At 29.3% G+C, this 13061-nt stretch carries 7 protein-coding genes; 5 read left to right on the forward strand and 2 right to left on the reverse strand.

The genetic code is table 11. The annotated features are described in order from the left end of the window. The first annotated feature begins 283 nt into the window (after positions 1–283). The 5 genes from AC3IS6_RS10705 (at position 284) to AC3IS6_RS10725 (ending at position 6311) form a co-directional block, all read left to right on the forward strand. Positions 284–1900 (forward strand): MBL fold metallo-hydrolase, encoded by a 1617-nt coding sequence (locus AC3IS6_RS10705; protein WP_489164864.1) that lies wholly within the window; start codon positions 284–286, stop codon positions 1898–1900. Between the two features lie 438 nt (positions 1901–2338). Beyond that, positions 2339–2506, forward strand: a complete 168-nt coding sequence (locus AC3IS6_RS10710; RefSeq protein WP_489164865.1) for a transposase — start codon at positions 2339–2341, stop codon at positions 2504–2506. Positions 2507–3960: 1454 nt separating this feature from the next. After that, positions 3961–4647, forward strand: a complete 687-nt coding sequence (locus AC3IS6_RS10715; RefSeq protein ID WP_489164866.1) for a GNAT family N-acetyltransferase — start codon at positions 3961–3963, stop codon at positions 4645–4647. A gap of 374 nt (positions 4648–5021) precedes the next feature. Beyond that, positions 5022–5852: an SIR2 family NAD-dependent protein deacylase gene (locus AC3IS6_RS10720; RefSeq protein ID WP_489164867.1), complete on the forward strand. Its 831-nt coding sequence runs from the start codon at positions 5022–5024 to the stop codon at positions 5850–5852. 72 nt (positions 5853–5924) lie between these two features. Further along, positions 5925–6311 carry a hypothetical protein gene (locus AC3IS6_RS10725; protein ID WP_489164868.1) on the forward strand — a complete coding sequence of 129 codons (387 nt, stop codon included), beginning with the start codon at positions 5925–5927 and terminating at the stop codon, positions 6309–6311. A 968-nt stretch (positions 6312–7279) separates the two neighbouring features. Here AC3IS6_RS10725 and AC3IS6_RS10730 read toward each other — a convergent pair. Further along, entirely contained in the window at positions 7280–9181 is a 1902-nt protein-coding gene (locus AC3IS6_RS10730) for a hypothetical protein (protein WP_489164869.1), read from the reverse strand. Next, positions 9182–12283 (reverse strand): GmrSD restriction endonuclease domain-containing protein, encoded by a 3102-nt coding sequence (locus tag AC3IS6_RS10735; RefSeq protein WP_489164870.1) that lies wholly within the window; start codon positions 12281–12283, stop codon positions 9182–9184. It lies immediately after the preceding gene. Between the last annotated feature and the right edge of the window lie 778 nt (positions 12284–13061).

Below are 13061 nucleotides of genomic sequence, written 5' to 3' on the forward strand. Positions count from 1 at the left end.
GAAACTCCAAAAACCAAACCTCTGGACTGAAAGTGCAGAGGTTTGGTTCCACGAGAGACTGAAAGTCTCTCTATTTTAAACTTAGATAAAAACTCTAAAAACTGATATCAGCTCAATTTAAAAACTAGTATTTTTATATTCTTTCATATTACTAAAGTACTGCAATAAATTGCAGGGTTTTAAACCCCGATCTGAGACCAATAAAGTACAGTATTACAACTATAAAGGCTATTTCTAATATAAGAATGCCTTATCTAAAAAATTATATAAATAAATTATAAAAATGAATAATCAGAAATTATTTTTAAAGCCTAATGTGGTAATTGAACCGTTGTTTAATAATTGGTATGCGTGGAGTCATTTGATTTCTCCTGCCACTAGTGCAATGAATATAACCGGTCGAAATTTAAAAATCATGAACTCTTATATTCAGGCACCCTCTGCCCATGCAGCTGCAGTAAAAAACCCAAAAATGTTAGGAGGTCCCTTTATTGATTACGAAGGAAAAAGGGTAGATGAAATTCAAAAATTAAAAGAAGAAACCTTGGAGAAGCAGAAGGATATGATCGCTTTTAGTGAAGCAATAAATACACTGGATGCTCTTTTAAAAAATAAAGCAAAGGGCTATTCTTTAGACCCTTTATATGAGGAAGTACCTGAAATACTTAAAGGATATGTAGAGCTTTATTATGATTTAAATAATCAATCTTCTTTTCGCTTTTTTGAGCCTCTTTTGTATCATAGCAAATTTTACAACCCTGATTCGCAAAGTATATTGTTGTGGTTGACAGAAAATGATGAACGTCCTTTTGTTTTAAGTACACCACGTTTAGCAGATGCAGATAAAATTCACTTAGATATTCCGTTTAACCATAAAGGTTTAGACGAGTTGAGCAAGATGAAAAAAAATCCTAGTGATGTAAATTCTATTAAACAACTATTAGGAATAAGTAATGAACAAGAGCACCTTTTTGACTCTTTTTTTACGACTGAAGCTCCAAAAGAATATGAAAAATATCAAGGAGATAAGGTAAGAATGAGATACTTTGGGCATGCTTGTATTCTTGTAGAAACGAAAGATATTAGTATAATGCTGGATCCAGTAATAAGCTATTACGGTTATAACCAAGAAATAGAAAGGTTTTCAGACATGGATTTACCGGAAACTATTGATTATGTACTTATTACCCATAATCATCAGGATCATATTTTGTTTGAAACATTAATTCCCCTGCGCCATAAAATTAAGAATATAGTTGTACCAAGATCATCTAACGGTGCTCTGCAAGATCCAAGTATAAAATTGATGTTGAATGCTCTAGGTTTTTATAATGTTATAGAAATTGATGAAATGGAAGCCATTAAGTTTAGTGATTGTGTGATTACTGGTGTTCCTTTTGTAGGAGAACATTCAGATTTAAATATACAAGCAAAAATATGTCATCATGTTAGTGTAGGGGATTTTAGAATGCTTTTTGTTGCAGACTCATGTAATATTGAATCAAGGCTCTATCAACATGTTCAGGAAATATTAGGAGATGTAGATGTATTATTTTTAGGAATGGAGTGTGATGGAGCTCCTTTGTCATGGCTTTATGGACCATTATTAACAGAAAGTTTAGCTAGAGATAAAGATCTCTCACGGAGGTTAGCTGGCTCAAATTTTGAAAGAGGGAAAGGACTAATCAATGCTTTTAATGCAAAAGAAGTTTACGTTTATGCTATGGGACAGGAGCCGTGGTTAGAGTTTATTAGCAGTATTAAATATACAGATGAATCGAATCCAATTGTCCAATCCAATAAACTTATTGACTATTGTAGAGAAAGAGATATCATTTCAGAAAGATTATTCGGTGAAAAAGAAATTTTTTACAATCACTCTCCTAAAAGTATAATTTAAATAATTTAGGACTTTAATTTTTATTAATTCTTATACTTTATTAGAAATTGGTTAATGTTTCAGAGTTAGTTATATAAGGTTTTTTATTTCTAACATAATGAAATAGAGTAAATATTAATCATGAATAATTTATAGAAGCCGTTTCAATAGTGAGACGGTTTCTTTCTTTATATTTGTGACTCTTTGATCAGTTTGGCATATTTAATTATCGATTAATAGTTGATTATATATGAGGTTCAAACATTAAAAAAAAATAAAACGGTTCTTTTATCTTATTCGTTTGATGATTTAATTACAGAGAAACACCTTGTTCGGATAGTTGACCAAGTAGTCGAGTCAATAAACAACACCCAGCCTCTTTTAAAAGCTTACAGTAAATAAGATAATCAAGCTTATATCATCCAAAAAAAAAAATTAAAAGTAATGTTGTAAGCTTATATGACCAATATTTATTCATCACGAAAAATAGAACTGGTACTTCGTGAAAACATCAATTTTATGTGGCTAACTTCTATGGCTATTGTGGATCACAATATGATTAATAGTTTTAGAAGTGATAAACTTAAAGAGAGTTTTAAAGAAATCTTCAAGCAGGTATTTTTTTGATACTGGCATCAGAAGGATTTATTAATCTAAAACAAATCTATACGGATGGTGCCAAGATAGAAGCTCAGGTAGGCAGATACATTTTTATATGAAGAAATAATATAAAAAACATCAAAGCAAAATACTCACTCAGCTCGAAGAACTATGGGATTACGTTCAGAGTATTGATAATGAGTGTGATGTGGATATTGAACTCACAAGATTCAAGGAAATTAACAAAGAAGTAACCCAGAAAACTGTAGCAAAAATATATACCAAACTCTCTGGCAACCAAAAGGCAATTGATCATCAACTTAAAATTACTCCTTTAATAAATAGAAATAAACACTTTCTCGTCCTAAAAAAAACTAACTATAATTCTTCTGGCAAACGGAATGTTTATCCACAAAGAGAAGTTAAATGGAATAAATGAAGTAGTAAATAACATCGCACTTATTGCATTTCAATAATTTTTATACTTATTCTGCTCTTTCTGAAAAGTAAATCTCCTTATTCTTCCAATTAACACTTCAAGCATCATCAAAATTTATTTTAAAAGCTTAGCATCCCTTTCATTTTGCATCGTTGAGCTTATCATTTTGATAGGTATTAGCAAGTTGAAAAATAAATATATACTGCAATATGATGATATTTAGTGTTTTGGTTTTATTGGATTGTTTTGGCACATCAATTGCATTTAAAGGGAAAATCAAAACAATAATTTTATGGTGTAGGTCATCACCGTAAGATTAAGTTTGAAAACGAAAAGAGTTTTCTGGATTTGCTTAGAATAGTATAGATAAATGTAAAACATTGTAAAATAAAAGAGATGAAAGCAGATAAAATAAGAAAGAAGAACATAGAAAAACTGGGTATATCAAATAAAGGTAGACGGCAAAAAGACAGAGTCATCAACTTAATGGTGTTTTCTATAGTATTCTTTATTGCACTTTTGATGATTTCGCAAATAGTATAAAACATAATTTGTTGGGCGTAATTAATAAAAAAAATAGATTTTAGTGGTAAAAAAGAGAATGAAAAAAGGAGAATATCTTCTCTTTCATATGGTAAGATATGTGTGTTTAAATCAATTGAAACGTCTTTTTTTGGAGATATAGAACCTATGCCACTATGTGTTAAACAAAATTATACTCAGCGGGTTATAACATAATTAATTAAGATATATAAGAAGTAAAACTCGCAGCAACGATGAGTTTTACTTTTCTTGGTTTTATATAAAATGGTTGATGAAAATAATTTAAAAATGACTATTTCAAAATGATAAAATCATATCATTTTGAGATGTTTTTTTTACAGCCACAAAGGCTACTGTAATTGTAATGTGTCAGGTAATAAGGGGGTTAATGCGAATTGGTAAACAGTAAAAATCTATTGGTATGTAATTTGAATATTGTACGTTGTATCTCCATCCCCTCAAATAAGAAGGAAACTAAAAAAGATTTACACCAAATCATATGAGAACCATCGAATGTAAAATAGGACCTACTCAGAGAAACTATATGCTTTCTAAACCCATACAAAATCCAACAACATTTTTGCCTCTTAAAGTGGCGGAGGATTCGGGGGATTTTATTATTGAAAAAGCCCGACCCGTTCATACCTTTTGGATAAAACAAATTTGTGAAGTGACACTTGCATCAGCGATAGCTCGTGGAACCGGAATTTCCGGACGCTCTCCCGAGTTGCTGGAAACAAAGATGAAAAAAGGAGAAGCTGTCATCGCTTTTGCATCAGATGGGAGATGGGCAGGTTTTTCTTTTATCTCTTCCTGGGAAAATGGAAGCTATGTCTCTAATTCCGGATTAATTGTAGCTCCAGAATTCAGACATACCGGACTTGCCAAAAGGATAAAAAGAAAAATTTTTGAGCTCAGCCGACAGAAATACCCCGATGCCCGTATATTTAGCCTAACTACTGGTCTTGCCGTAATGAAAATGAACCATGAACTCGGTTTTGAGCCAGTTACTTATTCCGAACTGACTACAGACGATACTTTCTGGGAAAACTGTAAATCATGTGTCAATTGCCCTATATTGATGAATAAGGACAGGAAAAACTGCTTGTGTACGGCTATGCTTTACGATCCAAAGCAAAAAGGAGCGGAGATGAATCTGGTAAAAGATTTAGAGATTACGCAATAGTATTGCAGATATTGCCTGGGATTTCAACCGTAGGACACAATACACTACCACGATCTAAATATTTTAAATTTTAAATGTCATTTTATAAACACCATTTTAATATTTTGGAATTGGCAAATAAAATTTGCTAGTTTTACTGAAAAACAAATCTTGATAAAAGAATAACATACCTGCCTCTCTTTTTAATTGCTATCATTTCACAACGAAAGTAAAATGATACAACAGGTATTAAAACTTCTTCCGGAATTGTACGCAAATCTTCTGAGAGTTAATTTTTGAAGTAAAGAATTTTGATGAATTAATTCTTGAATCTGATTTGGGTTTAGATGATAAGACATTTAAAAAGACAAGATAATTATTTAGAGAATTAGAATATGCAAGAACAACTTACTGAGATTATAAGGCAAGTTTATCATAAAAGAAACAGAAATCTATTTACATTTTTAACAGGTGCAGGAATTTCTGCAGAAAGCGGTATACCAACTTATAGAGGAGTAGATGGCATTTGGATAAAAGGAACTAAATTTCATAAACCAGAGGAGTTTGGAACGTTTAAATATTTTAAAGAAAATCCCGAAGAAGTTTGGCAATATTCACTGTTTAGAAAAAAGATGTTTGAAAATGCTCAGACAAATGAAAGCCATCATGAAATCGTAGAAATTGAAAATCTTTTACAAGACAGGTTTCATTTATTAACTCAGAATATAGACAATCTACACCGACGTGCCGGTATTGAAAGAATCTATGAAATACACGGAAAAACCAGAGAAATTAAATGTTCGAATGGATGTAAAGGAATAGAAAATTTACCAGCTGAAATTGAAGGTAAAGATATAGATGAAGATCTAACAGAAAAAGATATCGAATTGCTAAAGTGCAAAGAATGTGGCAGCTGGATGAGACCAAACATTTTATGGTTTGATGAATATTATGATGAAAAAACCAATAAAAAATTCAGTTCTTTAAAAATTGCTAAAAACTCAGGAGTCCTTTTTATTGTGGGAACATCGGGAGCAACAAATTTACCAATGGCAATTGCTGAAACAACCTTAAAATATGGAGGAACAATAGTTGATATTAACACTGAGAATAATTTATTTACAGAACTTATTAAAGAGAAGAAAAATAAAATGATCATTCGGGAAACTTCGACCGAAGCATTAAAAATAATTCGGGAAATATTGGAAAACATAACAAAAGAATAAGCTGTTTTAAAAGCAAAAATTATGTGCGAAACTGGGAAAGAAATTAAGCTTTGTACTTGCGTTCCAAACGGGATGAATAGAATTGTACACAACAAAAAATCCCGAAGATTTAAAAATTTGCCTAAAGAATTTACCTGGACATTGCGAAAATATATTGGCTTTAGTAATTCCATGATGGAGGGAATGATAACTTTTCCACTCGATATGCTATCAGAAGATCTTACGACCGAAAAAATGCTTGTTGATCTTAATAGTAGAAATTGTTTTGATTTTGATTATAAGCCTAATGAAGGAGATAATCTTCAAATTTTTACTCCTGAAAAGTACTCGAGACAGTTTTTATCTTTCATCTATAGAAATGGGGAATGGATAGCTGATTTTTATGACGGTTTCAGAGATGCAACTGAAAAAATAAATCATGGGAAAGTATATTTTGACGAAAAAACTGAAAATGATTAAAAAATCGGTTAAAAAAACTGCCAAAATTCTAAAGTGATTGCCCTTTTAGGGTTTGTCGACTTTATAACTTTTAATGGTTAACAACTATTATTAGCTCAATTTTTAAATATTCAACCTACCACTGGTCTTGCTAATAAAAACGAATCATAAACTCGATTTTGACGGATAAAGAAAAAAAATCGAGGTCATTAAAAATCAACAAACACTATAAAAACTATTACAGATATTGCCTGCGGTTTCAACCGCAGGAGCACAATGAATTTTCAGGATACTTTTCTTTGTAAGGCTTGAAGAAACCAATTTCGGCATAAAACAACAAAACCCTCAACATTGTTGAGGGTTTTGTTTTCCGCGGAGAAAGAGGCTCCGCCACCTGTATCGTAAGCTCCAGTAAACACTGGGTGTCATGTTATGTCAAAAATAGAAGGGCACTAATAAGGCACTCTTGAAATTCTAGGGTTTGGAAACCTCTGTAAATGTAGGAAAAAAAATCGAAAAACAGCCGAAAAAATGAGAAATGAAATAAAGCTTTTAATTTAAAAAAAAACCTATTCCCAAGAAATTGTAATCGTCATTTGTAATGTAACATAGTATTCTTGTAAAAAAAGGCTCGAATTTCCACTAGATATTGAAACTATCTTTTTCAATCCTAAATATTCCATATACTCCTCAAAGGTTAAAATCGTATTATTACTATTTGTTTTCATTGCACTTTTAATAATTGCCTTGTCTGAGGTTACAAAAATAATTTTTGAAGTTCCTATTGTATTTTGCCCCACATTGAACATTAAATGTATATCCCAAACAAAATTTGATCTACTATCTCCGAACAAATTAAATTCACTATTTATTAAATTTTCAATACGACTATATATAATGCAATTGGTTCGGGAAATATTTTTAAAAATGTTTTAGCCATTGGAGCTATTTCAGTAAATATATCAAGTTGAAATCCGTTGGTATTTTTTCTACCAAATTAATTTGGGTAAAAAAGGAGTCCAATTAGTCCCATCATGATATTCAATCTGATCAATATAATTAGCACTTTTTGGGAAAGGAGTCGTATTTATCCCCGATAAAAAACTATAAATAGAATTGCATGCCTTTTCCACGGAATTATACTGAAATCTTGGGTCAGTTTTAGGAGGGTTAAAAGAAGGCATTACAGTACCATTATTAGTTCCATAACATTTTTCTGTATAACAGTTACAATTTGCTAAATATGGGGTTCCACCATTTTTGATTAGAAGTAATGAATCACTTAATTTTAGTTCATGGTAAGAGAAATGATTTGTTGCAGCATCTACTGTAACAGTAATTTTTATATTTTTCCCTTTTTCTAGTATACACTTGAAATTACTATTAATATCTAAATTTACTAGTAGTTCTTTTAGATTTGGAATGGCATTTTCAAGTATCTGCAATTCAGCCTTATATATTGGAGAAGTGATTTCATGGTGTGAAAGAGGATGAATTAGATTATGTAGCAAACCAATGATTTTAATAATATCAGAAGTATCAGCATTAATTTTTTCTAAAAATAATTTCGTTTTTGCGAGCAATGAAGTTAATTTATAGTCTGCAATTTGTGTGAATTCTGAATCAACTAATTCATAGGCAGGCACCAAATCCTGTATTAACTCCTCAACAGATTTCCTAAAATAATTAGTTGCGGCGGGATAGTCTGGACGTACTTTATCATGAAGATATTGAACAGCCTTTTCATAATTAGTTAACCCTTTAACAAGTATTGGTTTGGAAATTAGATTATGATTTATAGTCTCTGTTCCAACATAAATTTCTAATGTAGACCATGACTTATCATTATGAACCTCAAATTGTCTTTTTGCCAACTCAAACCAATGCCTATCATATGTTGAAATAAATTTTTGATAATTTGCAAATTCATTCCGTAAAATATCTAAAATTGGTAAGCGATTACCTGCATCTAGTCCAATGAAAACATCATCAAGAAATAATATTTTTAACTCTATATTAGTTGGATTTTGCAGTAAAGAAGCTAAATATAAACAAATGGCAATCGCTGATAATCTTGCTTCATTAAGAAAATCATTATAATTTCCTGCGATTGTTACCCCATCTTTAATTATCTCTAATCTCAAATCAGATGTAGTATACCATTCTGTTTTCCAACCGATATAATTAAAATTTAAAGGAAGAAGCAGATAATTAAGTTGAATGTTAAAGTCAGTGAAGTATGAACTTAGTAAACGATTTAGCTCCGAAAAAACTAAATCTAACGTTGATCTTAGGTGAATTTCATAATTAGGTAATTCAATTATTGCATTTTTATGGCATCTATCATTTCTTGTATATGCATTGAATGTTAAATCTTTTTGAAGTTGTTCCCATTTACTTTTGAATCTAAAATTTCCACCACTGGCTAACGGTATATGATTACCTAAAAGTGACAGAACAATTAAATCAAATAAATTAGGTCTTTCTTCATTATGTAAATAAACTTTTAAAAGGTCTGTATAATCTAAAAAACCTTTCACCAGTGATGCTGTTTGTATAAATTGAATATTATTATTCGATGTATTGCTCCCAAACGTATATTCTTCATATGTGTTAGGAACAATCTGCAAAGGTGATGAATTACTAAATTCTGAAAAATTTATTTTAATTGATCCTTCTAAATGGTTTAAATATCTGTTTTTAACAAAAGGAAATGAAGGTACAATAGATCTTGAAAAATAATTATTCATAGATTTATATAAAGAACTTTTCCCACTTCCATTTTCTCCGTAAATTAAAACATTTTCTCCGTTTGGTAATGTTAAAGCATCATATGTTCCGCAATAAGCTCTACAGTTATCAATTTTTAGTGCTACAATTCGTTTTGTCATCTAATTATAAAAATTATTTTCGATGTCTTTTATCTCATCAATATTTAAAATTTGTAGTAAACTTATATTTATATCATTACTTGGATGACTTAGATGCCTGTATATTGCATCTATTGAATAAAAATCGTTTGTTTCAGTCTCTGGTAGATTGTTTAAATACTCCGAAATTTTGATATTTGAATTTTCAAATTGATCGGAAAAATATATTTCATAAACCATTGCATCAATTAATCGTTCAAAAAAAAGAACAGCTTCTGAATTTGCAGGACTATTTAAAATATAATCAACAATTTTACTAAATTGAATTTGTTTTTCATTTGGTATAATTGGGATCTCAATAGCTTTAATTTCAGATAAAGTAATATTTTTTGTTTCATCGATTTCATTTATATGCTCTAAGTAAAATTTTCTAAAAAAATATCTACTGGAAAGCAATGACAAAACATATTTTGATTCAAATCCATATCGATTAATCACAATACCAACGGTATTAGTGCTAAATACTAATTTTGAGTCATAGTACGCTGTACTGAATCTAATATAAGAAGTCAAAGACCTTTGCAGTAATATTTTATCTTTAAGATTAAAAAAATCTTTGGAATTAAATTTAGATCCTTCTTCTATAAAACTAATATCTTCTTGTCTAATTTGAAAATTTTTAAAATTGCCTTTTTTATAATATGGATAATTATCATTATTATTAAGGTTTTGATCTGTATACTCTTTTATATTTATTCCTTGCGATATATTAGCTATCTCTCCTAGCAAAGCAAATTGCAGGGACTTTTTATTTTGATTATTTAGAAATAGGTCAGTTTGAATGTTTTTATATTTTTTTTTAAATGTACTTACATTAGTATCAAATTGCTGTTTGTTATTAATACCTGCCATATCACCAAATAAAGAATTTAAATCATTCCTTATTTCTGTTTTTGATTTTTGTATTGCTTCTAATGGGATATCATAGAGAAAGTACCACAATGCATAGAAAGATTGTTGAGTCCTGCGACCATTTTCAATATTGAAAATTATATCTAAGTTTTTATTTAAACTCACTATTGAACTAATTTCAGAATCTGAAAGCAAGTTCTTTAATTTTCTTATGAAATTAAATTCAAAGTCATTTGCCGACCTTATGAAATTGCCGGTTAAAACTGTATCTTCCAAAACTTTTGTTATTTCATTTTTAGATTTAACCCTAAAATTAATTTTATTCACAACTTTATATATATCAACATCTTTTGGGGAAAAATCAGCTGGCTTTTCAGCCCGATTCCATGTAAATTGAAAATAAGCTAGAGCTGTATAAATATTTTCATTTTCCATTCTAGAATTATTTTTCCTAATATAAAACCAATCTTTATTATTATTATGTATACCTTTAATAGTAGTTATTAAATCTCTTGAAATATAAGAATTCCACATTTCAAAAGTGTCTTCTTTAATAGGATAGGGTTTATTATTTAATCTAATAAATAAGTCAATTGGCTCAAATTCTGCATTGTTTTTATAATTGATTTCAACAAACCATAAATCAAAATTTTTAATTTTATCCTTTTGATCAGTAGTTAATTGCTCAAATTTTTTGCTGTGCAAATTATTTAAGATGCTATTTCTTAGATATAAAGAGAATCCATTTTTATCAGAATATCGTACTTTGTTATTTTCGTCCAAATATGGTTCATTTATAAAACCTAGAATACTAAGTAATCTTTGCTGGCCATCCAAAACCTCTGATATTCCATCACTTCGTTTAAAAACAAATATTGGTGGCAACTTTATACCTAAAAGAATACTTTCTATAATTGCCGAAGATTTCTTTTTATTGATAACTTCATTCCTTTGATAAGGTGGACGAATAAGAAATTTATTACGAGCCATTTGGCGGCAAATATCCATTATAGCAATAGAAGAAGGCTCTGGTTTATTTATTCGAAGCTCATCAAAACTAACTCTTGCTTCTGTCTCAGGAGTTATTTCTTGGTTTCTTTGCTTAAAATCCGAGTTATATTGGAGATATAGATTAAAGTCGATTTCAAATTTCTCGGAGAAAAAACTTGAAATAACTTCATATCTATTATAAAGTTCTTTTGCAAAAGAACTTCTAATCATCTCATATGATTCAATATTATCGTATAAATATTTACCGAGTTCATCTATTATTTCATCATTAATCAAATATAAGGACAGTTCTTCATTTTCCATTATTGAAAAGGCCCAAAATAAGCACTCCGTAATAAGTCTATTATATTGGCTGCCTTTTTTGGGAAATCTTGATTTAACCTTCGTAATCAAATTTATTTTTTCAATAAAACTTGCATAAATTTGTTGAATTTCAGTTTCGTTTATACTTGAAAATAAAAATTCGTAGTACTTAGAAATAACAGTATCTTTTTTTACAGCGTAATACTTTATTGGAATTTTATGTAGTACTAATAATTGCCTGATTTTCTTTAAAATAATCTCATTGTTAGACTTTTCAAAATGCAGTAAATTTGAAACATCTCGATATAAAATACGATCACTAAGTAACTTCTTCTTGAAGAAGGAATTTAAATCATCATCAAAATAGACAGCATTATCAATTTCAGTTGGTTTAAGCGGAGTAATTCCTGAATTATATCTTTTAAAAATTTCTTTTTTTACGACGTCTTCCATTTCTTCATCAACTAAATTTTGGCTATGGAAGCTAAATTCAATTATTCTAAGTTTAGTTTCCCAAAATAAATCCTGCAACTGAATTTCCAAATCCTTAAAGGATTTATTTGCTATACTGGCTACATCTTCAAGCTTTTGCAAGCCATTCTTTTTAAGCTTAAATTCGTTATTAATGAATCTTAAAATGGTCTGATATCTCTGTCTGCCATCTATTACTTCAACAATTTTTGAGTTTCTGAAATAAATTAATGGTGGAATCTCAGTTCCTAGTAAAATACTTTCAATAAAATAAGTAGCTTTTTCATCATCCCAAACATAGTTTCGTTGATAAAAAGGTTTATAATTAGTCTTTTCAAGTCTTTCAGGATTATTAAAAAGAACTTCAATTGACATTACTTTTGGTTCAATCTTAATTTTATTTTCAAATATTTCTCTAATATCCATTTAATATGATTGTGTTAAAAGTTAAGTTTATTGACGAACAATTTTTTGTTTTTGATGAACAAATTATATTTTTAGTTTTTCTTTGAATGAAAAAGTTTTTTACTATAATTTGTTCCCGAAATTCCTTTGTTTATATATCCCTAGAATTTGACCTACCCAATTAGATCAATTTTAATCTGAACATTGAAAAATATCTATCAATATGCTAAGTTATTGAAAATATTTTATAAAATAAAAACCAGGATTTTACTTTTCTTGGTGTAGAATTGGGTGTAAATATAGCAAAACCGTAATTATAAAGACTTATCGCAAAAGGATACGACTCGAACTTTGGTCGAGAAGGTTATACATATATTGATTATCAAATTTACAATTGCTTGGGTCAACAATACGTTACAAATATTTTCTGTAATTTTTTACGTTATATAGTACCTAAAAAAGACAAATTATTACTTTGTAATTAAACCCCTCTATAAAGTTCAAATCTTAATAACAAAATACGCATAGTAAAGAATAATTTTAACTAAGGCTCAATCTTCAAGTAATCTGCTTTTTGTAATTGATTTGCCCTTTTTAATGATATTACTTTTCACTGAAAGGGAACTTAGTAAAATCTTTGTAATCAGTTTTTTCATTGTTTGACTTTCTATACACAAGCATGAAAGAATTGGTTCTACCCGTTCTTCACATTCAAATCCAAATTCAACTCTTGTTTTTCAAGTATTTAAAAATCAATACAATTCAAAAGCAAATTAAATTTCGACTCTCTCAATGTTGA

The sequence above is a fragment of the Flavobacterium sp. KH_035 genome (genome assembly GCF_057839565.1).

Excerpts from the sequence above, each read along its gene's own strand:
- AC3IS6_RS10730 (WP_489164869.1), bottom strand. The coding sequence starts at position 9,181 with ATGACAAAACGAATTGTAGCACTAAAAATTGATAACTGTAGAGCTTAT.
- AC3IS6_RS10715 (WP_489164866.1), top strand. The coding sequence starts at position 3,961 with ATGAGAACCATCGAATGTAAAATAGGACCTACTCAGAGAAACTATATG.
- AC3IS6_RS10725 (WP_489164868.1), top strand. The coding sequence starts at position 5,925 with ATGAATAGAATTGTACACAACAAAAAATCCCGAAGATTTAAAAATTTG.
- AC3IS6_RS10710 (WP_489164865.1), top strand. The coding sequence starts at position 2,339 with ATGACCAATATTTATTCATCACGAAAAATAGAACTGGTACTTCGTGAA.
- AC3IS6_RS10705 (WP_489164864.1), top strand. The coding sequence starts at position 284 with ATGAATAATCAGAAATTATTTTTAAAGCCTAATGTGGTAATTGAACCG.
- AC3IS6_RS10720 (WP_489164867.1), top strand. The coding sequence starts at position 5,022 with ATGCAAGAACAACTTACTGAGATTATAAGGCAAGTTTATCATAAAAGA.
- AC3IS6_RS10735 (WP_489164870.1), bottom strand. The coding sequence starts at position 12,283 with ATGGATATTAGAGAAATATTTGAAAATAAAATTAAGATTGAACCAAAA.